This window comes from Paenibacillus sp. J2R1T-4 (assembly GCF_059692235.1).
This window is the reverse complement of record NZ_JCAUBA010000003.1, coordinates 218,258-239,983: the sequence shown is the minus strand read 5'-3', so window position 1 is coordinate 239,983 and position 21,726 is coordinate 218,258. Positions and strand designations below refer to the sequence as shown.

Annotated in this window: 19 protein-coding genes; 14 read left to right on the top strand and 5 right to left on the bottom strand. The window is 46.3% G+C overall.

Annotated elements, in window-relative coordinates; genetic code table 11:
- Positions 1 to 84 precede the first annotated feature (84 nt).
- Positions 85 to 2,130 (bottom strand): Na+/H+ antiporter, encoded by a 2,046-nt coding sequence (locus AC58QD_RS07890; protein WP_497331788.1) that lies wholly within the window; start codon positions 2,128 to 2,130, stop codon positions 85 to 87.
- Between the two features lie 157 nt (positions 2,131 to 2,287).
- Here AC58QD_RS07890 and AC58QD_RS07885 point away from each other — a divergent pair, with 157 nt between their 5' ends.
- Both AC58QD_RS07885 and AC58QD_RS07880 read left to right on the top strand, forming a co-directional pair.
- On the top strand, positions 2,288 to 2,896 hold the full coding sequence (locus AC58QD_RS07885) for a nitroreductase family protein (RefSeq protein ID WP_497331786.1): 609 nt from the start codon (positions 2,288 to 2,290) through the stop codon (positions 2,894 to 2,896).
- Positions 2,897 to 3,079: 183 nt separating this feature from the next.
- Complete coding sequence (locus tag AC58QD_RS07880) at positions 3,080 to 5,740, top strand: PAS domain S-box protein (protein WP_497331784.1); 2,661 nt, start codon at positions 3,080 to 3,082, stop codon at positions 5,738 to 5,740.
- A 59-nt stretch (positions 5,741 to 5,799) separates the two neighbouring features.
- Here AC58QD_RS07880 and AC58QD_RS07875 read toward each other — a convergent pair whose 3' ends face one another.
- Positions 5,800 to 7,860 (bottom strand): hypothetical protein, encoded by a 2,061-nt coding sequence (locus AC58QD_RS07875; protein ID WP_497331782.1) that lies wholly within the window; start codon positions 7,858 to 7,860, stop codon positions 5,800 to 5,802.
- Positions 7,861 to 7,997: 137 nt separating this feature from the next.
- Positions 7,998 to 8,375 (bottom strand): YmaF family protein, encoded by a 378-nt coding sequence (locus tag AC58QD_RS07870; RefSeq protein WP_497331780.1) that lies wholly within the window; start codon positions 8,373 to 8,375, stop codon positions 7,998 to 8,000.
- A gap of 190 nt (positions 8,376 to 8,565) precedes the next feature.
- Here AC58QD_RS07870 and AC58QD_RS07865 point away from each other — a divergent pair, with 190 nt between their 5' ends.
- The 3 genes from AC58QD_RS07865 (at position 8,566) to AC58QD_RS07855 (ending at position 11,008) form a co-directional block, all read left to right on the top strand.
- Complete coding sequence (locus AC58QD_RS07865; RefSeq protein WP_497331778.1) at positions 8,566 to 8,817, top strand: hypothetical protein; 252 nt, start codon at positions 8,566 to 8,568, stop codon at positions 8,815 to 8,817.
- 62 nt (positions 8,818 to 8,879) lie between these two features.
- Positions 8,880 to 9,542: a YidC/Oxa1 family membrane protein insertase gene (locus AC58QD_RS07860; RefSeq protein WP_497331776.1), complete on the top strand. Its 663-nt coding sequence runs from the start codon at positions 8,880 to 8,882 to the stop codon at positions 9,540 to 9,542.
- Positions 9,543 to 10,021: 479 nt separating this feature from the next.
- Positions 10,022 to 11,008 carry a bile acid:sodium symporter family protein gene (locus AC58QD_RS07855; RefSeq protein ID WP_497331774.1) on the top strand — a complete coding sequence of 329 codons (987 nt, stop codon included), beginning with the start codon at positions 10,022 to 10,024 and terminating at the stop codon, positions 11,006 to 11,008.
- 59 nt (positions 11,009 to 11,067) lie between these two features.
- Here the strand turns inward: AC58QD_RS07855 and AC58QD_RS07850 are convergent, their stop codons facing one another.
- The gene (locus AC58QD_RS07850) at positions 11,068 to 11,916 is read right to left on the bottom strand and encodes a sugar phosphate isomerase/epimerase family protein (RefSeq protein ID WP_497331772.1); all 849 of its coding nucleotides are present in this window, start codon (positions 11,914 to 11,916) and stop codon (positions 11,068 to 11,070) included.
- 232 nt (positions 11,917 to 12,148) lie between these two features.
- Between AC58QD_RS07850 and AC58QD_RS07845 the strand changes: the two genes are divergently transcribed.
- The 8 genes from AC58QD_RS07845 to AC58QD_RS07810 all read left to right on the top strand — a co-directional run bounded on the left by AC58QD_RS07845 (position 12,149) and on the right by AC58QD_RS07810 (position 18,939).
- Entirely contained in the window at positions 12,149 to 13,024 is an 876-nt protein-coding gene (locus AC58QD_RS07845) for an ABC transporter ATP-binding protein (RefSeq protein ID WP_497331770.1), read from the top strand.
- Positions 13,017 to 15,095 carry an ABC-2 transporter permease gene (locus AC58QD_RS07840; protein ID WP_497331768.1) on the top strand — a complete coding sequence of 693 codons (2,079 nt, stop codon included), beginning with the start codon at positions 13,017 to 13,019 and terminating at the stop codon, positions 15,093 to 15,095. Before AC58QD_RS07845 ends, AC58QD_RS07840 begins: the two co-directional genes overlap by 8 nt.
- Before the next feature lie 14 nt (positions 15,096 to 15,109).
- Positions 15,110 to 15,763 carry a hypothetical protein gene (locus AC58QD_RS07835; RefSeq protein WP_497331766.1) on the top strand — a complete coding sequence of 218 codons (654 nt, stop codon included), beginning with the start codon at positions 15,110 to 15,112 and terminating at the stop codon, positions 15,761 to 15,763.
- Entirely contained in the window at positions 15,760 to 16,362 is a 603-nt protein-coding gene (locus tag AC58QD_RS07830; protein WP_497331764.1) for an RNA polymerase sigma factor, read from the top strand. Before AC58QD_RS07835 ends, AC58QD_RS07830 begins: the two co-directional genes overlap by 4 nt.
- A complete protein-coding gene (locus AC58QD_RS07825; protein WP_497331762.1) occupies positions 16,359 to 17,228 on the top strand; it encodes a hypothetical protein in 870 nt (289 codons plus the stop codon). Before AC58QD_RS07830 ends, AC58QD_RS07825 begins: the two co-directional genes overlap by 4 nt.
- Positions 17,229 to 17,231: 3 nt before the next feature.
- The gene (locus AC58QD_RS07820; protein ID WP_497331760.1) at positions 17,232 to 17,864 is read left to right on the top strand and encodes an ATP-binding cassette domain-containing protein; all 633 of its coding nucleotides are present in this window, start codon (positions 17,232 to 17,234) and stop codon (positions 17,862 to 17,864) included.
- Between the two features lie 245 nt (positions 17,865 to 18,109).
- On the top strand, positions 18,110 to 18,589 hold the full coding sequence (locus tag AC58QD_RS07815; RefSeq protein WP_497331758.1) for an NUDIX domain-containing protein: 480 nt from the start codon (positions 18,110 to 18,112) through the stop codon (positions 18,587 to 18,589).
- A 104-nt stretch (positions 18,590 to 18,693) separates the two neighbouring features.
- Positions 18,694 to 18,939 (top strand): glutaredoxin family protein, encoded by a 246-nt coding sequence (locus tag AC58QD_RS07810; RefSeq protein WP_497331756.1) that lies wholly within the window; start codon positions 18,694 to 18,696, stop codon positions 18,937 to 18,939.
- 57 nt (positions 18,940 to 18,996) lie between these two features.
- Here AC58QD_RS07810 and AC58QD_RS07805 read toward each other — a convergent pair whose 3' ends face one another.
- A complete protein-coding gene (locus tag AC58QD_RS07805; RefSeq protein ID WP_497331754.1) occupies positions 18,997 to 19,626 on the bottom strand; it encodes a sensor domain-containing protein in 630 nt (209 codons plus the stop codon).
- Between the two features lie 427 nt (positions 19,627 to 20,053).
- Between AC58QD_RS07805 and AC58QD_RS07800 the strand changes: the two genes are divergently transcribed.
- The gene (locus AC58QD_RS07800; RefSeq protein WP_497332166.1) at positions 20,054 to 21,379 is read left to right on the top strand and encodes a hemolysin family protein; all 1,326 of its coding nucleotides are present in this window, start codon (positions 20,054 to 20,056) and stop codon (positions 21,377 to 21,379) included.
- Positions 21,380 to 21,726 lie beyond the last annotated feature (347 nt).

The window sequence follows — 21,726 nt, the reverse complement described above, 5'->3', positions numbered from 1 at the left end:
CAAATTTGTTTACTTGTGTGATTGCATGCGAACTATCCCCGCATCGATAAGGAGCGGGGATAAGATTGGCAGCGGAAACTATAGTTACCCTAACTCATTATTCTCCAGCATGGCTGCCTCTGAATAGAGGATCGCTTTGCGCAGATGATTGGCCGTCTCACGGCCAATAGTGCCTTTCTCGAATTGAGCTTGGACTTCGTTTCTTTCGATCTGGATCGCTTTCAGCTGAATTTCTTTCTTATGTTGAGCAAATTGTTTATCTTTAGTTACTTGATTGGACTTGCCCAAGCTGATCTTGTCGATGATCTCGGCATAGGAGGAGATGACAGCCTGGCAAACAATCTCGTTCTCCTCCTGTATCTGATTGCGGACAACTTCTATGGCTGCCTGTGAGGTCTTGAGCTTCGTTTCTTTGAGAACAGCGAGCTCCTGTGCCAGGGAGGATGGGCTTGAAGAACGGTTAGTCCTGGCAATGAATAAGTTAAATATTAGCCGCCGTATGCGGAATATCAAATGCTGCAGCCGTAACTGGAAGGACCCGGATAAGGCTGTTTCCATGTGATCCAATTTGCGGTGCAGGGAGGCCGAGGTTCGGCGAGTAATCAGCCCCTTCTCGAATAGACGTTTCACCTCTTTGCGTTCGGCAGCAAGAGCTTTAAGTCGGATCTCAATCTCAGTTTGATCCGGCAAGGGGCTGGTATTAGGTTCAGTTCCTTCTTTGTGAATCAGTTGAATTTGTTTGTTGTAATCGGCTAAGACCGCGTAGGATGCTTCCTTATTCTCCTCACTAATCTCTTCTTTTACAGCCTCCATAGCTACATGCATGATAGCCACTCGAGCCGCTTGCCTCATTTTTCTCCTATCCTCCACCCCTTCTTCCTTCTCACGTTTGGATAGAAGCGGGAGCACGAAGCTTGCCGTAATGAGCGTAACCAGAATGACGCCTGACGCGAGAAAAATAATCAGATCGCGCTGAGGAAACGGACTGCCATCCTGCAGCATATAGGGAATGGAGAACGCCGCTGCCAATGTGACCGCTCCGCGAACACCGGACAGAGAGGTAAGCACGGAATCCTTGAAACTCGGATTGGTCTGCATATTACTGCGGGACCACGCGTAGGCACTTCTCCAATAGAAATAGATCCATAGGAACCGCAGAAAAATTAACGTGAAGGATATCAAGAGTATATAACCGATAACCAGATAGTTGCTAAAAGCAACATCGTAGAAAATTACACCGGTTACAGCTGGAATCTGCAGCCCCAGAATAACAAATACAAGCCCATTGAGAATGAATACGATAACAGACCACGTGCTGTTCGATACAAGCTGCAGCTTTACCATAGAAGATTCGGAACGATCCCTGGCAATGGCATGGACTATTCCTCCGGCTACAACAGCGAGAATCCCCGACATGTGGAAATGTTCTGCAGCCAGATAAATAATAAATGGCGTTAAGATTTGAATCAGCATATGAATCGTAATATCTTCCATTCCGAAGCGGCGTATGTATACTCGGAACCCGATGAGCAGGAAAGCTGCAACGATGCCGATCGCCAGACCGCCAAGCGCGATTATCAAGAAATCGACAGTAGCGTCAGCGAAGGAGAATGCACCTGTAACCGTTGCTGCAACCGCGAATTTGAATGCTACCAAGCCGGAGGCGTCATTCAATAATGCTTCTCCCTCAAGCAGGCGGACAATTTTTTTGGGCAGTCGAATTCGGCTGGACAATGCTCCGACGGCTACCGCATCAGTAGGAGACAGAATGGCAGCAAGCGCGAAGGAAGCTGGGAGCGGTATAGTTGGAATTAATCCGTGAATGACGTATCCTCCGACAATGACGGTAGCGAATACTAGGCCTAATGCAAGGAATAGAATGGGCGAACGCAAATTCCATAACTCTTCGCGCGGTATTCTTTTGCCATCATTAAACAGCAACGGGGCTACGAATAAAACAAGGAATAGCTCCGGATTCAACGGAATATGCAAACGTAATGGAAATACATCAATAGCTGCTCCGAGTGCAATCTGGAAAAGCGGAACCGAAATAAAAGGGATGAACCGATTCAGGATGTTAGATAGAAGAATCAGGGTAAGCAGCACCAATACGACCAGAAATATGTCCATCTGCGAAAAATCACCTCACTTAGTAATATACCCTATTGGACCTTGAAATCTAACACATGCTTCAAATTTGAAAACCTGATTTCCTTCTGTTATTCTTATTAAATATAAGTAACTTTTATTTGATGTGTATAAGAAAAGGAATTAGGAGGAGTAGATGATGAGTAAATTGATAAATCCCGAGGTGAGCCTGACCAGGAAGGCGGAGCATGACATGGATCCATCGTTCCTTAATCGATGGTCGCCAAGATCTTTTCAGAATAAAGAAGTGCCGGATGCTGTGTTAGCAAGCATTTTTGAAGCGGCCCGGTGGGCACCTTCAGCAAGTAACAATCAACCTTGGCGTTACATCGTAGCGAAAACTCCGGAGGATCGGGAACGGTTCTTATCCTTCATCAGCCCATTTAATGTGGAGTGGTGCAAGCGTGCCCCTGTAATTGCTGTTGCTTTTGCCCATCAACTTAACCCTAATGGTAGCGCTAATCGTTGGGGCGGCTTTGATACAGGGACCTCCTGGGGTTACTTGGCGCTTGAAGCGATTCGTCATGGAGTTTATTCACATGCAATGGGTGGATTCGACAAAGACAAGGCCAAAGAAACGCTAGGCGTTCCGGATGATTACGAAGCGATGGCTGTAATAGCTCTAGGTTATCGCGGGGAGAAGGAGCAGCTTTCCGAGAAACACCAAGAGCGGGAGCAGCCTTCAAGTCGCCGACCGTTTGCTGAATCGTTCTTTGAAGGGAAGTACGGCGATAGCCTGAAATTATAATAAAAACTCAAAGAACTCAGCCGTCGGTTGGGTTCTTTTTTACGTTGGAACATCGATTCCTTTGTTTCTCGCTCATGAATGAGACCCTGATATGCCCTGCTGATGATCCTTATTATATGTGTTATACTTTTCCGTATCAGCCTTTATAAGGGGGATGCTTATCATCGCGACTGGAGGATCTTTATGAAGCACAAATCACAAGTCGATCACCATGCTTTATTCGAACATGTATATACACATGCTCCAATTGGTATTGCTTTGGTATCTATTGACGGAATGTGGCTGAAGGCGAATCCAGCATTATGTTCGGTCCTTGGCTATTCCGATGAGGAGCTTGTGAGATTATCTTTCGGTGACATTACCCATCCGGATGATCTGGAAGTTAATAAGGAGTTTATCCGTAGTTTACTAGATGGGACTACCCTTGTATATGAAACCGAGAAACGCTATATCCACAAAAATGGAAGCGATATATGGGCCTCCCTGCACGTATCATTAGTACGAGATGAGCAGGAAGGGACGCCTTTATACTTCATTGCCCATGTGATCGATATTACAGAGAAAAAAGCGGTTGAGAACAAGCTTATTGAGGTTGAACAATTGTTTAATCTTATTTCCGAGCATGCATTGGACATCATTTCTTATATGACGCCTGACGGCATTACCCGATATTGTTCACCCTCGGTGCGTGATCTGTTGGGATATGAACCCGAGGAAGTCATAGGGAAGAACAACTTGCAGTTTTATCATCCAGAAGATATGGCGCTGCTGATGTCCAAGCCGATCCTTGATCATAATGTGTTCACCTATCGCGTTCTTCACAAGAACGGTTACTATGTGTGGTTTGAATCCACGACGAAGATTGTACGAGATGCAAAAGGTGAAATCCAGATTATTATTGGGATAGGCCGGGACGTAACCGAACGCAAAAAATATGAAGACAGTCTCGCAGAAGCCCAACGAATTGCCCTCCTGGGCAGCTGGGAATGGGATATTCACAGTGAGGCGATGTTCTTATCGGACCAAGTGTATGAAATTCTCCAGTTAGACAAGAATCGCCAGCTATCGCAGCCCGGCGAACTGTTAGGATTTGTTCATCCCCATGATCAGCGGCATGTGCTTGTAAACGTTAGACAAGCGTATAAGAGGGGCGAATTAAATTTTGAGTTCCGTAATATCCTTGCGGATAAGTCGGTCAAATATTTGCACATAAGAGGTACTGTGAATTTTGCGGAAAATGGCAGTCCTATTAGTATGAACGGTACGATTCAGGATATCTCGGAGCGTAAGAGAGTGGAATTGAAACTCCAGGAAAGCATTGAGCGTTATACATCTCTCAAGAAATATAACCATGATGCTATTATTTCGCTGGATATGGAAGGTGTTATAATGAACACCAATGCTATGGCGGAGCAACTTACCGGATATAGTGTTAGTGAGATGATTGGAATGAATCTCTCCCGATTTATTGGGGAAACGAATCTCAGAAGATTGCTTTCTGGCTCCGAGGACAGCACCCTTGTTGAGAAAGATATAGATCGAATTGAATGTAAAGACGGCCGATACGCAGAAGTGCTTGCGACAATAGCCCCGATTATCATTAACAAGGAAATGACAGGCTACTATATCATAGTCAAAGACATTACTGCCCAAAAGAAGCTTCTCATTGAAAAGGAAGCAGCTGAGAATACGAATAAAGCGAAGAGTGAATTCCTCGCGATGATGAGTCACGAGATCCGTACTCCAATGAATGGTGTGATCGGCATGACGGATCTTTTGTTAGATACCCCAGACCTGACAGATGAGCAGAAAGAGTATGTACAGATTATTAGCAAAAGCGGAAATACTTTACTGAACCTGATTAACGACATTCTCGATTTCTCCAAAATTGAGTCTGGGAAAACAGAGTTTCTGGAAGAACCCTTAAACGTGAGCGAGACTATTGAAGAGGCGCTCGATGTGTTAGTGTCCAAAGCTCGAGAGAAAGACTTGAAAATGACTGTATCGGTTAGCCCGGATGTGCCTCGCCGAGTAATCGGGGATTCCAAACGGTTGCGGCAAGTGCTGCTCAATATTATCGGGAATGCGATCAAGTTTACCTATATCGGTGGAGTTACCATATTCGTCGAGAAGATAGGGAACCATGATCATAAAGTAAAGCTTCAATTCACGATTAAAGATACAGGTATTGGGATTCCAGAAGAGAAGCTTGGCCACTTGTTCGAACCTTTCTATCAGCTGGATCATTTCATGACTCGCAAATCGGAAGGAACCGGATTAGGCTTAGCGATCAGCAGGAAACTCGTGGAATTGATGGGCGGGGAAATATGGATAGAGCGTCATGCTGATTCGGACGAGCAAGGAGCGACCTTCATGTTCACGGTTTCCTTCTCGGAAGAGGAAGAGCCAGTACCCCTGAAGGAGCAGTCAGAGGCACAGGGTGATCAGCATAATATTCAACCGCTCAAGATTCTTATAGCCGAAGACCATAAAGTGAATCAGATCGTAATGCAAAAGATGTTGAACAAGATGGGGCATTCGACTAGTTTATCGGAGAATGGCAGCGAAGTCGTTCGTGCAGTTGCTTATGAGACCTACGACATCATCTTCATGGATGTTCAGATGCCGATTATGGATGGTGTAGAAGCGACTAAGGTGATCAAAGAAACGCTTCCCCCCGAGAGACGTCCTTATATCGTGGCTGTGACGGCTAACGCACTGAATGGGGATCGGGAGAAATATATGGCAGCTGGAATGGACGAGTATATCAGTAAACCCATTAAGAGCATCGATGTTGCAGGGATGATAGAGAAGTATCGAGAGCTGATGAAGCTGAAGGCGTGACAGTTAGCAATAACAAATACCCTCTGGATAATGGTTCCAGAGGGTATTTGTGAAGTTCTCTAACCTATCACACCATAAATGTCTACACCGTCCAGGTTGATGGATACTCTAGCTCTCGTCGATGACAATGTCTCGACATTCACTTCACGGGCTTCCGCGCCAAGCTCCGGACTTTTCAATACAACTGTAGTCCATGATTCAGCAGTTCCTTGACCAGCGAAGTCTATCTCATAGATTAACTGGTTATTTGTGCTGAGTGAACGGATATCCTGTAATACCACTGCATGGTTATGAGCATCCTTGAGTTGAGGGTGCGGAATCGCTTCAAGAGAGCGGTTCATCAGATGCAGGACAATGCCTTCTTCATGCACGCGCAGCCTTGCTGCCCACCCTGTGTCGCCCGAGAGTTGACGGATGCGCGGGGAGAATGCGCCGTCAGCAGCTAACCGCTGCAGGGAAACTAAGCTCGAGCTAGTAAGTGTTGGTTCTCCTTCGGACATCGAACTCGCGCTGCTCTCTAGCAGTTGAAGCCCCGTATAAACCTGAGTGGCAGCCAGTTCCAACAGCTCGTCCGATAATGCGTGATCACGCTTGAAGCCGCGCTCATCGTGGGTACCGAATGGGAGACCCAGCCATACGGTCCCATCTGCCTGGAGGAAGCTCTTGATGGCTTGGAACTGCGCATCCGACACGCAGGCTACACCGTCCAGCAGAAGAGGTGTACTTTCTAGTTTCAGCCGAGCTGCATCTGCAAGCTCTTCTGTTCGTACGATCCGATACCCGATGTTGGATTCTACGAATGCACCTGACCAACCTAATACGCGATCCCAATGCTCCTGACCCTGCTCGTCTCTCCAACCGTTGTTACGGCAAAATTTGCTGCTGACGAGACGCACTTCCGCGAAATCATGACCCGCTTGACCGTCTAGATCGCTATTGGCCTTTTCCCAGTTGTTGTACGGACCGATAATATCGTGGGTTTCCAGCATATCGACAGGATCATCCGCCAATCGCCCGTTCAACGTGCTGCTCCAGTTCACCACACCCCAGAAACGTCCTAGAGCCCATCCCATGTATCCGCCTTTCTCATAGATCATGTAGCTAAGCGCAATGGCAGGGGCACCACCCATATTAGCGGCGATATCTTTTTGCTGCATGGCTTCAGCATCCATCTTGCACCAATTGACGCTGCCGGTGCCAATGCCGCAGTTCTCGAGCATCACGAGATCCAGATGGTCTGTCAGCTTCTCCAAGTCAAGCGATACAGCGTTAAGAATAATCGGACCTGTGCTGGAGCAGCAAGTAGTAAGCGGTTTATCCGGAAAATAGCTCTTGATCATCTTTACGTGGTCGGCAATGACGTCTGTCTTCAAGCTTAACCAATCGCGGAACACAGGGTTCTCATAGTTCCCCCATGAAATTGCGGATCCAGACGTATCCCCCCAGAAGGATTTCTCTCCAAAAGCAGGCAGCTCGTGTCCGTAATCACGTTTGAAGCGAGCTAAACAATGCTCGCAGGCGCATGTGGACATCCAGGCATAATGAGCCATATCGTCGATTTGGGCGCCATCCAGATCCACCTCATTCAGCAGCCGCTCCAGATATTTGCCATGCATTTCCAGGAATGACGGGTTGTTGTGACAAAATAATTCTAATTGATAAGAAGGGCTGTAGCCTCTGCTTCCGTCTCGCACATCGACCTCACAAAGGTCATTAAAGCGGTACCCCGCGTACCCCGCATATTCAGCCGCAATAGGATCATGATGAAGCAGAATGTGATGCCGTTGAGCGGTGTTCATTTTAATTAATTCGGCTTTACTCCGAGGTCGTTCAATCGTGTTGCAGGAATAATGATCAAGGAAACGAATGTCATATTTATGAAGCTCCTCACACACGTTGTTCAAATAACCGTGCAATTGGCCGAAGTAATTGGCGAAGTCGAAGCGGATATGGAATCCGAAGTTGATCGCGGTGTCGATGCCTGCTTCTGCAAAGGCTTCAGCCCTGCGTTTGATGCGATCGGTAACTCCCTTTTGCGGCCATAGAATATCATCCAGGGTACACCACCAGCTTGCAACTCTTTTCGGTCGAAAATGGCTATAAGGCTCTCTAGTTTTCATAGACGCTCCTTTAGTTACAGGTATGATATAGGTTACTTCTGCTTTATTCTATCATACCTGCGGAAGCGTTAGTATAGTAAAAAAGAGAGCAAGCGGGTATCATTAGTAGATACTCACTTGCTCTTATTGTAATTCCATTACTTTACGCGCTGCCGTACAATTTTCTCGATGATTAATTTGTGTCCGACCCTTGTTCCTAGACGAATGAGTCCTGTAGTTCTACCGGTAATAATGTGGCGATGGCCATCTGCAATATTCGTCTGAATTCGAAAACGGTGAAAATGGTTCGGACCGATGCCGATATTGAGACCTGTTTGACCGGAGTAAGAATGTCGATGTCCCTCTGCGGTAGTTGTTATGCCTCGGAAGGTATGACGGTGTCTTCCGTCCTCAGGAATGAATAAATCGGTCAGATTGCCAAAAGAATGTCTGTGACCATCAACAAATGAGGTCAACCCTTCCATACGATGTCTGAATTGTACGGGGCCTTCTTGTCCCTGCTTTGTTCTCGCCATTAAGATCAACATTCCTTTCAATTAACGGGATGCTAATAGAGTATGAGGATGAGTTCTTATTCGTATGGACATATGATGGATTAAAAGAAATATTTGCACTAAAGATAGGTGGTATGAAAATAAAGGCAATATGAAATCTTTTCTTCGCTGATCCGTATATAAAGTATTCCTTCAGGAAGGGGGTGAACCGATGGAGCTGACTTTTGATATTTCCACTTGGTTGTTCATGGCGAGCTTGGTAGGTCTGATAGGTGGAGTTGGAATATTGCTAGGGCAGCGGGAGGAGAGTCTTTCATCGGGACAACCTTCTCGAAGCGTTATGCTTGTTCCTGCTCCTTCGACACCGCCAAGGTGTTCGCGGATGAAGGTGTTTCGACGCAAGCAGCCTTCTGCTAAGGGTTCCTCCTGTGATGATGAAGCGGCTTTGTTCATGGTGTGTTAATGTCCATGAATGGAGCATTTCATTAAACAAAGCTTCTTGAGAAGCTTGAAGGAGAATCTGGCATGTATACTTGGTTTCACTCGATTACTTCATTGCTCGTCCCGCTGTTGGACGGACTCCATATGCTTACCCGAGATTGGGGACTGGCGGTTATTGGCTTGACGTTATGTGTCAAAGCTGGATTGTTCTACTTCAACTTGTTGGCCGCACGGCAGCAGGTTCGAAGCAGCTCTATGCAGCCGGAGCTGAAGGAGCTGCGTGAGCGGCTCGCAGCCGTTCCGGAGCAGCTGCCGACGGAGATGTTCAAGCTCTATCGCGTTTATCGCATCAAGCCTTTCCAATCGATGGCTGGTTTACTGCTGCAGCTTCCCGTTCTGATGGGCATGTACGGGCTGTTCCTGACACACGGCAGCGCGATGACCTCGCTTCTGATTCCTTGGGCCGCTAATCTGGCCATGGCCGATCCTTACCATCTCATACCGCTGGCCACGGCTACACTAAGCTTCATTCTGGGGCTTATACCCTTGACAGAATCCTCGATTCAGCCTAGTCTCGGCGGGATGAACCGTTGGACGCTTGCATCTATTGTTGCATTGCTGCCGCTTGTCTTCATGTGGCGTTCACCAGTGGCGCTAGGCTTGTACTGGATGACCAGTACCGGATTTGGCCTGTTGGAACGCGGCTTCTATCGAACGGGTTGGGGGAAACGTATGTTATCTAAGTAGACTTATTATTAAATCGAAGGACAGTCCATTTTGCCGGTGCCGGGAATGGACTGTCTTTTTGCCGATTTGTAAGAGTTTGAGATGGGCTGAGTGAATTTAGTTGCGATAAAAGCAATTAAATCGATTGAGCGGGGAGTTATAGGCCAAATTAGTTGCAGGAAAGCAATTAAAAGATGAATTTGAAGGGCTCGGTGGTCTTGTTGAGGGGATTAGTTGCTTTTATGCAATTAAAGGAAGCTGTCTGGAGTAAGAATTGAAATTAGTTGCTTTTTTGCAATTAATTCGTAGAATCTCAATGGAACTGAAGGGGTAGGAGGGAGTGAAATAGCGATAGCGTCTTCTAGGAGATTTTCTCTTGTCGGTCCGCTGGAAAAGGAGTACTCTGATAAAGTCCAACCAGAATAGTAAAACGGATTAACCTTCGAGCTATTCAAATGTCCGAGTGTCCGATTAAGCAAAGCTGCAGCGAGGGAGACCCTATGTTAACAACCTTAAACAAACAACTGGAGAAATGGATGCCGCTTATCACTCCGACGAGCGTATTCATAGGCTTGACTACTGCAGGAGCTTTGTCTCCTTTTACAGCTTGGGTTCCATGGATCTTCGCCTTTATGACGTTTTCCGGAAGCTTGAGTATGAATATAAGAGATTTGCAAAGGGTGGTTCTTCATCCGCTGCCCATATTCGTCTTCATGTTCATTCTACATATCGTGATGCCTCTAATCGCTTGGGGTGCTGGTCACGCTGCCTTCAGCGATAGTCCACTAACCATAACGGGACTTCTGTTAGTCCTGACTATTCCTACAGGGATCGTCAGTTTCATGTGGGTTACAATTTATCGCGGGCATACGGCGCTTACGTTGTCGATGATTCTGATCGATACGATGCTGTCCCCTTTTATCGTGCCATTCACCTTATCGCTGTTGGTCGGGGCTAAGGTTCAGATGGATACGCTAGGCATGTTGACTCAGTTGATGTGGATGGTTGTTGTGCCTTCTATTGCCGGAATGTTAATGAACCAAGCAACTGCGGGTAAAGTCAAAGCTTCATGGAGTCCGATACTATCACCCGTTTCCAAGATTGGGCTAGTCGCGGTGATTGTGATCAACAGCTCGGTCATTGCGCCTTTCTTCACAGAGTGGAATTGGAACGTGGTGTATATTGCGGCAGTCTGTATTGTAATTGTGTCGATCGGCTATGGACTAGGCTGGATCGCCTCCAGGATGCTTAAGCTTGACCGAGAAATGGCTGTGAGTATGGTATTCAACTGCGGGATGCGCAACATAAGCGCGGGAGCCGTACTCGCAATCTCATTTTTTCCTCCCCAAGTGGCGTTGCCGACCATTATAGGGATGCTGACCCAGCAGTTAATGGCTTCCTTCTTCGGCTATTTATTCTTCCGGCAGAAAGAGACGAAAGCTAACCGTATTCCACTGGAAGGTGCAGTAGGCATTGGACATAAATAACAAAGGCCAGAGCACATAGCTTCGGCCTCTTTTTAGTCGTGCGTTTATCTCAAGTCTCGTTACAACGTTTCCCATGTCCGTTGGAAGTAATCGAGCGACGGAATGATCATGTCGCCTGTTACACCTGCCAGCACGATATCGGCGAACGGCTTCCTCTTCTTGGCCAAGGAAAGGAACAAAGGTACATTGAAATGGCCATCGCCCAGAGCGGCTGGAATTCTGATGGATTCATCAGTCGGAATACCCGAATCCTTGACGTGAAAAGCCACTACCCGATTGGCAAGCAGCTCAAAAGCTTCTTCGATAACCTCATCCTGCTTGTCTGCGTTATTCGCATGAATCAGATTGCAAGGGTCGAGTATAACTCCCAAAGTTGAAGAAGGCACCTCTTCGAGCATTCGATGCATCCCTTCCGAGTTGTGGATGACGAGCGAAGCAGCAGGCTCAACGCCCACAATAACGCCCCATTTCTCGGCCTCCTCAGCAAGCTCGTAGAGCGAATGGCGCAATATTCCCCACGCCTTCTTCTCATAATCATCCGGAAAGTTATCCCGGTATGTGCATAATTTACCTGTATTCGTTGCTACTATGCTGCACCCAAAATCACGGCAATACTTCAAGTGTTCTTTAAACTTCCGAATGTTCTGCCGACGTTCATTGGAATCGAGATGAATGGGATCTATATTACAACCTAGTAGAGCAATCCGAACTCCATTGCGATCGAAGGCTTCTCCTATATGATTGGCAAGTCCTGGACTTAAATTGCCGGTACTGCAGTCAATATCAGACAACGCTTTGCCAAGTGCTAATTGAACGCTGTGAAAGCCAGCATTTCCAATCTCTCGAGCTAATTGATCCAAAGGCTTGCTTCCAAAAGCATGGGCCATAATGCCAAGCGAACGAATCAAAAGTACGGCCTCCTTTATTTCTTGTGATTAGGGGGCACCCGCCGCATAACGGGTCATGACCTACTTATTCTACTATATCAGTTTTAGGGGACGCTGGGAAAGTGAAAGTGAAACTATTGGAAATATCTGTTTGATAGAAACAAGAAACATCTGGTTTTTTTCTCGGCCAAACTTTTTCCGCACTCATCCGTCCTATCTAGAGAATCCTGTAAACAACAAAGGAAGTGATGATGTGAATCTAACGATAACCCAGCTTACAAAAACCTACAAAGGCAAAACTCTAGCATTAGATCAATTGAACTTACATATGACAAACGGAATGTTCGGATTACTTGGACCGAATGGAGCGGGTAAAAGCACATTAATGCAAATACTGGCAACCTTACTCCCGCCATCTGAAGGGGAAGTTAAGTTTGGCGACTATCAGCTAGGCAAGGATGATCACGAGATTAGACGTCTGCTCGGCTATCTTCCGCAATCATTCGGGTTGTATAACAAATTGACCGGTGAAGAGTTTCTTCTGTATATCGCTATGCTAAAAGGAATCCCGGCTTCTTCCCGCCGTAATCTTGTTGCTGAGATATTAGACAAAGTTAACCTGAGCAGCAAAGCCAACCATAAAATGAAAACCTACTCCGGCGGTATGAAGCAGCGAATTGGAATCGCTCAAGCCATTATTGGCGATCCGAAGGTCATTATCGTCGATGAGCCAACCGCAGGACTTGATCCAGAGGAACGCATCCGCTTCAGGAATCTGCTGGAGGAGTTAAGCTTGGACAAGATTGTGCTTCTGTCTACACATATCGTTGCAGATATTGAGAGCAGTTGCAGAGAACTAGCCATATTGGACAAAGGAAAGCTCCTATTCAATGGCACTCCTGATCAATTGGTTCAACAAGTTGAGGGGCGAGTATGGAAAGGGGAAGTGAAGGAAGAGGAGTGGTTGGCAGGTGAGGTACAAGGGAGATGCGTTAGCCGCCGCAAATCCAGGAACGGATATGAATTACGTGTAATTGCGGATCAACTCCCTTTTCATAGTGCGGTTCTGGCAGAGCCTGATATGGAAGATGGTTATATGGCTTACGTGGGAGGCGACACGCATGAATGATTGGGTTGTGCATATCAAGACGGAATGGAAGCTTCTTTATCGGGGGCCCTTTTTATGGATATTAATAGTGGCATCTGCCCTGCTATGGACGTTAATCTATACGATCAATAAGGATGCTGTTAATACCTACGTCTTAGTCCAACAGTTAGGGTTCCTGTATTCCGGCCCGCTTTCAATCGGAGCAATGCTCGCTGGTGTTTACGGGGCACATCGGGACCAAGGGTTGAAGGTTGATCGTCTGCTGGGGAGTTTACCTTACCGGTCTGGAAGAATGCTTGGTACTAGACTTGTTATCCTTTCACTTCCGTTTGTAGTCGCCAATCTGGCATCAGTAGCAACTTTGCTGTATCAGTGGTTCTTCCTCCTGCATCGCGAACCAGATATAGCCTATCCGTTAATGGTGCTGACAGTACTAGCCCTGGGAATTATGTATGCAGTTGTTTTAGGATGGGCGATAGGTGTATTCATTCGCGGCCGTGTTAGCTATTTCATCGGATTCCTATTGTGGTTTGTCCATGTATATGGCGGTTTCTTGATATTGAACTCGATTTTGCCGCAGTCTTTCTTCGCTTTGCCTAATTTTTTGTTAATGGACTACAAATCAATGGGTTTTATGGACGAGGTATGGGGTTTTCTGAGGGATAGCAGTCTGTGGCTGCATAGAGCCTTTTATTTGGCGCTCACGGGATTATTTCTAGGTTGTATCCTGGGGGTTGTAAAAAGCCGCCGTAAGGAAAGGGTTGGCACAGTATGGGTGAATGGGTTAATCGTTATATGTCTACTAGCAACTCTTAGCACGGCCACTTTCTACGGGATCGTACGAGGGGCACATATCGAAGCTTATCAGGACTGGGAGGATGAAGTGGAGTCACAATTGGCAAAAACAACTTCTGACCCAGCCGCCTTTACAATCACGGATTATGATTTATCTGTTCGTTACAAGGAGCAGGATGCGTCCCTCGAGGTGATCGCGTTGGTAGACATCCAATCGGAGCAGAGCAGTAAGGCTGTTGATCGTCTGGAGATGACGTTGAATCCTGCCTTTGAAGTCGACAAGGTATTGGTGAATGGGACTCAGGGGCAACTGAAGCGAGAAGGATATGGGTTGACTATTCATCTTGCTGAGCCCTTAGGCCAGAATGATAGAGTCAAAGTGCAACTTGCCTACACAGGAAAAATGAATGATTGGCGACTGATCCGCCCTTTTGGACAATCTGCTCCTAAACTAGTTTCAGCCTACGCTGCCTCTTCTTCTCAAGTGTATTTGCCAGGCAGTGCAGGCTGGTATCCAATTCCGGGAAAGCACAATCTGGTTGTGGAAAATAAGGATAAGGTATATCTCAATAAGAACAGTAAATGGCAAGATACCTATCCCGCAGTTAAGGCATCAAACTATACAATATCAACGGATTTTCCAGACTCACTCGACCTATTCAGTAACCTGAACAGAACATCAATTACGCAAGCGAGGGAAGGCAGGCAGCAAGTGAAATTCGAAGGGAAAGGCATGGATGGACTCGCGTTATTAGCAGGACCTCTTAAGGAAATCCGTCCTAACGATTCATCCAAGGTGAAGGGACTAATCAGTCAATGGATGAATGACAGCCATGCGGCGGCTTTCGTAACTATGGCCGACACTAACTTTAGACACATCCTTGAGCTTTTGGGAATAGACACATCCCCGATAACTTTGCTGCCTTATGAACCTTCTAATGACCATGGAGGCCGGAATTTAGGGGGAGTCATCATTGTGGACGCTAATACGCTGAATACAACTGAAATCGATACGGTAGCTTCTGAACGGATCAACCAACTATTTGTGGAGTATTTGACCAAGTCCGGATATCAGGAGAGTAACTGGTTAGCAGCAGCCCTATCCGCGTACATCGCGAGTGATAGAAAAGGGAAGCCAGTCCACATATCTGCAAATGGCGGACCGATGGGGAAGACGCTTGAGAATTATATGAATGAACATACGAAGGAAGAAGTTGAGCGAATGCTGCGCATGATGTACAAGATGCTGGTGGATAACCCGGACCAACCCCTTCAACTCAATATTATTCTTCGATAATGGAGGAACTCTTGTTGCTAAGATTTTGGTTGCATTTTAAACTGGTCTGGTCGGGTATGATTGGGGCTGCACTAGCGTTTGCTGCGGTACTGGTCCTGATCTCTATAAATCTTGTACCCTTGGGATTCGTGGAGGATGTAGAACAGATTCATTTGACTGGGATATATGAGATAGGGTTCTCCCTGATCGCCATCTTCATCTTCTCCCAATTGTTCGCCGAAGAACTGGAAGAGGGGACTTTCAAGTGGCTGTTCTCACTTCCTGTCCATAGATTGCGATTATGGTTCGAGAGATGGTTGGTCGGGATCATTTTATTGCTCGGATCCTTTTACGGCTCACTCTTGGTCATTCATTTTACGGTTTTTGCAATCCCATGGGACGTTTTTACAACAGCGGTGCTTATACCGTCTTTATGGCTTGGTCATTTAGCGTTACTATCGACGTTGCTTTTCAGAAATGATAAGGCGGGCCTGGCGGTTCCTCTTGTTCATTGGTCGATCGAGAGTATATCGCGGGGGTCCATAACGAAACAGTGGAATTTATTTATGACGACGATCCCTATGGGAGAACATTTAGATGCTAATCGGATGTTGTACTTTAGCCTGACCATTGGAATAGTAGTATTTAGTTTGATCTTGTTCAACCGCGGATTGAAGGAGGGTTCATGACAGACGAACAATTGCTTATAGAATTACGGTCGAAAAGCGAGTCGGCAGTGGAAAGTCTAATTGTCCGTTATCATGCTCCTATATTTGCTTATTTGTATCGGATGTTAAACTCCAGGGTGCTCGCGGAAGACTTGACTCAGGAATGTTTTGTGCGCGTCATAGAGTCGATCCGCAAGCGTCGTTTGCCTGATCAGCTCAAGCCATGGATATACCGAATTGCTGCTAATTTATGTAAGGATTTGTGGCGCAAATCATCCTATAAGAACGAACAGCTGCAAGAACAAAACGAGCATCTCCAAGAACAGCTCGGCCACGATTTCAAGTCTGGTGATACGGTGACCTCTATTTTTGAGCGGCAAGCAGATCGAGAGAGAGTGATAGGGGCTCTGCTCCAGTTACATCCAGAGAAGCGTAATCTTGTTGTTCTGAGGTTTTACCAGGAATTGAAGCTGGATGAGATCGCTCGTACGCTGGATATTCCACTTAGTACAGTGAAATCCAGGCTGTACCAAAGTCTCGCCGAGCTTCACAGATTGCTTAATGAAGAAGAACAATCCCAAATGGAACCCTCCAGGAAGGGAGGCAGCGTACGCTCATGACTAGCAAAGGCAAAGGAAATTACCATAACAAAACAATAGAGGTCTGGAAGGAACTCGGTGTCCAAACGGGGTCTGAGGAGAGTTTGTCTCAGGACCAGCTTGATGAAGTGACTTATGCTCTGGAGCGGTACACGATTGAAACTCCAACGCTGGAGGACTCCCGAAGGCTCATGAATGCTTTATCGGTAGCTCGTAGTCATACCATCGAACACAGTACTAGAGTAAGGGAATTAAGCACTTGGAATCGATTACTCCGAATTATGAGAGTCGTGCGGTCCCAGACCCGATTATTGTCTTTACCTTTCTGGCTAATATCTGCTTTTATTTTGCTGCTGGGCGGATGGTCGGGTATTTTCGTGAAAGCGGATATGGTGCAGCCCTTAATATTTATTGTGCCGGCCGTGGCGGCTATAGGGGTATGTGCTGCATTTCGTTCCTATGGAACTCCTATGTTTCGTTTGGAACTAAGCTTGCCGATTTCGCCTGCACAGTTGATCTATGGAAGGTTGCTCTTAATCGTCGGTTATAATGTACTTCTGGCGCTTGCAGCATCGTTGCTTGTCGATTCTTCCATAAGGGAGATCGGAATTCTGATCGTGAACTGGCTGATCCCATTAGGCGTATCCAGCCTGGTCGCTTTGACGGCCATGTTGTATATGAAGCTATCTTCCGCCGTCATAACCTCCTTGTTAGTGTGGTCTGTGCAACTTTTATTAAACGACAAGCTTGGGGTGTTCTATTTATTCAGTAGCCGTTATGAGGACGGGTGGGCAATGAGTAAGATAGTCGGCGGCTCGTTGATCGTGGCGCTTGCCATGCTCGTGCAATGGAAAATTGCTAGTATTCAAAAGGCAGGAGGAGTCTAGAGGATGAGAATTACCCTGGATGGGGCAGTCCTCCGAGCGGGGAGAAGCAAACAGATAATCGGGCCTCTGAATGCTGTGTTAACACGTGGCATGAATGCGGTTATTGGTCCTAATGGTTCTGGCAAAAGTACGCTGCTGCACGCATTGAGCAGCGCATACAAGCTTTCACGGGGCCATATAGACTATGAAAAGGAAAGCGAGTTGCTATCTCCTTTTGAGGTCAAGCTCACTATGGGATATGTCCCCCAAGAGATTTCCCTCTATGAGGATATGACCTTGGAATTATATCTGAGATACATTGCAGAGCTCAAATGTATACACTTCGCTGCGATAGTGGACGAAATTGTACGAGTGACTGTATTATTGGGATTGGAACATGCAGGGAAGCGTCCGCTAAGAGAACTATCCGAAGGTCAGCAGCGCAGAGCGATGATTGCTCAAGCCATGTTAGGCCGCCCTAGCTTCCTGATCATGGACGAGCCTTATGTGGGACTGGATCTGGAACAGAGACGATCGATTCACTGTTTTCTTCAGGAATATGCTGAGCATGCGGTCGTTGTAGTCGCCACCCACTTTATCGAAGAGTTTCGAGATGGAGACTATGATCAGATCTTGGTGCTGCCCAACATTTCCTAATATTTCTTGCATCATCGAATCATATGAAGTATCCTAGTACAAATAACTAATGAGGTGTTCCCATGTATATCAACGGATTCCTTCAACTTCATCATCATCATACGTAAGCGTTTGAACTCGTTCGGTCTTTCCGCGGGTGCAAACGCTTCGGCTGTTTGTACCTGCGAGCTCATATAGGAGCCCAGCAGGTATTTATTATCTGCTGGGCTTTTTGTTGTTCTTAATAAAAGGGAGAGTGGATGGTTATGGACTTGGAAGTGAATCGCAAGGGAGACCGGTTTGTTGCATTTGAAGCAATCCGGGAAGCAGAGATGGAAGAATACGCAGGTGACATCCCGCTTACACATGCGTTATTGGTTATTACGAGTGGACCTGATGTGTTGCTTGTATTCGACAGATGGAGGGGGCAGTGGGAGCTGCCCGGCGGCAAGCGTGAAGTCGGTGAAACCCTCCGGGAATGTGCGGCAAGAGAGCTGGAGGAGGAGTCAGGACAGTCGATTCACGAGCTGAAATTCGTTGGTATGATGAAATTTTGCTTGATGCCCGACTCTCGTTGGGAGTGTGGCGCGCTATTCACCGGAGAGGTAACCGCTCGAAGCCGGTTCGAGCCCAATGAGGAAATCGCTGATATTATGTACTGGAACGGAGAGGATGAACTGGAGACGTTGGATGAAATTGATCTGGCTCTAATCCGGTTGGTGCAAGAAAAGACCGGAAAGGAGTAGCCGTATAAGCTTAAAACGTCGTCTAATGCTCTAGCTTGGCTAGGCGGAGCTGCTTGTGATCGAGTGAAGCATGGAGCATAATATAGAGGATGGAGAAATGGAGGATGAGTGAGATGAGAGCTGCAACCGCTACAGTATATTCCACCCAAGGCTGCGCAGACTGCGAGAAAGTAAAGCAGTTCTTAGCGTCAGAAGGTGTTGAATTTGAAGTGAAAGATGTAATGACCGATATGGAGGCACGCGAAGCTGTAGAGAAACTGGGCTTCCTGGGTATACCGGTGACTGTGATCGGCGATCAGGCCATAAAAGGGTTCCAGTTGGAGGAGCTCAAGCGGATGATTGGCGAATAGGCTGCCGACGTCAACCAACAAGACCCGTCCGGATGATTCACCGGACGGGTCTCCTTTTCAAAGCTTCGGTAATACGGTTGGCATTCTCAACAAAGCTGGAGTTATCCTGATACCAATCAACAAGAACACCACACCCAGACCGGTTCCCACAAAAGATTGCTGATAAGGGGTAATGTCAGGGAATAAAAAAATGAGTACAGAATCATCGTACATCGGGATCCCGAAGCTTTCCAATACTAGATACACAACAGGCGTGAAGAGCAAGGCGAAGCCGCAAATGTTGAAGGTAATAACCGATGCGAATTGCAGGATACTGATTGGAAGCTTGAAGAGATGGTACACTACGGGCTCGTAGTAAGCTTTTTCCTTGAAAACACGACGCCATTCAATTGGGGGATACTCAGGTGCTTCAATTGTGGTCTGGTCATGGTTGCGAATGATTCGGGATAACATAGCCGTATCGAGCTGATACAAATACTTGGCCGCCCCAAGCGCGAACACATAAATGAAGAAACCAACGCCGAGCGGCATTAAGCCGATCCCAAGCAGAAGCAGCACAACTGTAACCGTAAAGCTGAATATTCCAAGAGGCATGGCCAACAGCAGATAGGCCATCCTTGAGAAGAATAAACTAATGAAACCGGGCTGCATTTCGTTTTCTCTAGCATTTGTTCTTGTAGCAATCATTATTCCTTACTCCTCCTTGTGCCAATGGATCCCATGTCCATAGGCTTGCTTTTCAATCTTATAAAAGAATCATAGCTCAAATATTCCAATATGCATACCGTCCTTGGAACGTCATCCATGCTGGACTTAAGTCGAGGTAGAAAAGACATAATATACAAGTTAAACCCCATACAATATTAACAAAACGGCGGTTACAGTTGAAATTTGCTCTGAATCGCTCCAAACCGGTTATAGGAAGCATTTATAAGCATTCATTATGGAACAGAGAGCGGTTTACTAGCTGCTGCCGTATTATGCGCCGAGTTTCACGGTTTGACTGGCATTTTTGATAGAAGGTATAATGGTTGTCAAAGACATCATTCTGTCTTGTTTCACAATTCCCTGAAGGAGGTGTACCTATCTGCCTTAATGAGGCAATAGGGTGTATTTGGATCCTGACCCCGGATTATTTTTAAATTTAATTTTTATTTTTGTGCTTGTGTTGTTGAACGGTTATTTTGTTGCAGTGGAATTCGCTGTAATTAAAGTACGTGGCAGTAGAATTGAAGCGCTTGCATCAGAAGGTGATATAAGAGCGAAGGTCGCTCAGAAGATCATTGGCAATCTTAACGCTTATTTATCAGCTTGTCAGCTCGGTATTACATTGGCATCACTCGGACTTGGTTGGATTGGGGAACCGCTTGTGGCTGATTTGATCGGCCCTGCACTGACTAGCTTTGGTTTACATCCAACAGTGATTCATACGATTTCCTTTATTATCGCTTTTACCATTATCACTTCTTTGCACATCACGATTGGGGAGCAATACCCCAAAACTTATGCCATTCGCAAGTCGGAGCAAGTAACACTGTGGGGAGCCATTCCGTTAATGGTATTCTACAAGATGATGTACCCGCTTATTTGGTCCTTGAACGGAACCTCTAACTGGATGCTGCGCAAGTCTGGAATCGAGCCGGATGCCGGTCACGAATCCGCGCACAATGAGGAAGAGATCCGGATTCTTATGAAGGAAAGCAACAAAAGTGGTTACATTGACAACACAGAGCTTGCGTTAGTCGACAATATCTTCGAATTTTCCGAAACCAGTGCACGAGAAATCATGATTCCGCGGACCGAAATGGTTTGTTTGTATGGGAATTTTCCTTTTGAAGCGAACAAGGAAATCGCTATAACTGAAATGCATACACGCTATCCAGTATGTGACCCGGACAAAGATAATATCATTGGTTTTATTCATATAAAAGATTTACTCAAAGCTAACGGTCAGCTTGATGATATCAAGGAAATTATGCGGCCGTTGCTAAACGTACCGGAGTCTATGTCCATCAGTGTTTTGCTCAAGAAAATGCAGAAGAAACGCACAGCAATGGCACTGCTGATTGATGAATACGGCGGTACTTCCGGACTTGTCACACTTGAGGATATCCTTGAGGAAATTGTAGGGGAGATTCATGACGAGTTTGACGATGAACGACCTAAGGTTGAGAAAAAGGATGAGCATACGTATTCCATCGATGGAATGCTGCTAATCGAAGAATTCAACGATATGTTCGGCACAGAGATAGAAACGGAAGATTACGATACGATTGGCGGCTGGGTATACTCGCAGATCGAGATGCCTCCCACGAAGAATCAGAAGGTGCCTTTCGGGGATTACATGCTGACTGTGGATGAAGTTGATCATATGCGGATTTCCAGATTGATCGTACGCAAAGTTCCCGGGAAAACGGTAATTGAACAGCAAGTGTCATGAACATCATAGTTAGTACAACATCCCAATTCACTATACAAGTGGTTGGGATTTTTTTTGATATATCAGAAAGTATTTAATTCGAGGGGGTTGCCCTTTTTTTTATAGTGATAGGGCAAATAAATAATAGAATTTCTTTAGCGGACTAAAGTAGAGCTCCTCATCCAAAGTCGAATAAAAAAGGGTAGGAAGGTGGAGCGGAGAAACGAAGTGGTTGCCTTTGTGGTGGGGTTCCTACCTCTAAACATCATAATCAAGGGAACCCTGGCACAACAGCAATCGTAGCCCACCTTCCTGCCCCCCACACGCCTAACTGAACTCAACCACCAAAGACCGCTGGAGTGATCTTC

What these genes read in the sequence shown, in the direction of transcription:
- AC58QD_RS07890 (WP_497331788.1), bottom strand. Translation starts at nt 2,130, where the DNA reads ATGGACATATTTCTGGTCGTATTGGTGCTGCTTACCCTGATTCTTCTA.
- AC58QD_RS07885 (WP_497331786.1), top strand. Translation starts at nt 2,288, where the DNA reads ATGAGTAAATTGATAAATCCCGAGGTGAGCCTGACCAGGAAGGCGGAG.
- AC58QD_RS07880 (WP_497331784.1), top strand. Translation starts at nt 3,080, where the DNA reads ATGAAGCACAAATCACAAGTCGATCACCATGCTTTATTCGAACATGTA.
- AC58QD_RS07875 (WP_497331782.1), bottom strand. Translation starts at nt 7,860, where the DNA reads ATGAAAACTAGAGAGCCTTATAGCCATTTTCGACCGAAAAGAGTTGCA.
- AC58QD_RS07870 (WP_497331780.1), bottom strand. Translation starts at nt 8,375, where the DNA reads ATGGCGAGAACAAAGCAGGGACAAGAAGGCCCCGTACAATTCAGACAT.
- AC58QD_RS07865 (WP_497331778.1), top strand. Translation starts at nt 8,566, where the DNA reads ATGGAGCTGACTTTTGATATTTCCACTTGGTTGTTCATGGCGAGCTTG.
- AC58QD_RS07860 (WP_497331776.1), top strand. Translation starts at nt 8,880, where the DNA reads ATGTATACTTGGTTTCACTCGATTACTTCATTGCTCGTCCCGCTGTTG.
- AC58QD_RS07855 (WP_497331774.1), top strand. Translation starts at nt 10,022, where the DNA reads ATGTTAACAACCTTAAACAAACAACTGGAGAAATGGATGCCGCTTATC.
- AC58QD_RS07840 (WP_497331768.1), top strand. Translation starts at nt 13,017, where the DNA reads ATGAATGATTGGGTTGTGCATATCAAGACGGAATGGAAGCTTCTTTAT.
- AC58QD_RS07830 (WP_497331764.1), top strand. Translation starts at nt 15,760, where the DNA reads ATGACAGACGAACAATTGCTTATAGAATTACGGTCGAAAAGCGAGTCG.
- AC58QD_RS07825 (WP_497331762.1), top strand. Translation starts at nt 16,359, where the DNA reads ATGACTAGCAAAGGCAAAGGAAATTACCATAACAAAACAATAGAGGTC.
- AC58QD_RS07820 (WP_497331760.1), top strand. Translation starts at nt 17,232, where the DNA reads ATGAGAATTACCCTGGATGGGGCAGTCCTCCGAGCGGGGAGAAGCAAA.
- AC58QD_RS07815 (WP_497331758.1), top strand. Translation starts at nt 18,110, where the DNA reads ATGGACTTGGAAGTGAATCGCAAGGGAGACCGGTTTGTTGCATTTGAA.
- AC58QD_RS07810 (WP_497331756.1), top strand. Translation starts at nt 18,694, where the DNA reads ATGAGTGAGATGAGAGCTGCAACCGCTACAGTATATTCCACCCAAGGC.
- AC58QD_RS07805 (WP_497331754.1), bottom strand. Translation starts at nt 19,626, where the DNA reads ATGATTGCTACAAGAACAAATGCTAGAGAAAACGAAATGCAGCCCGGT.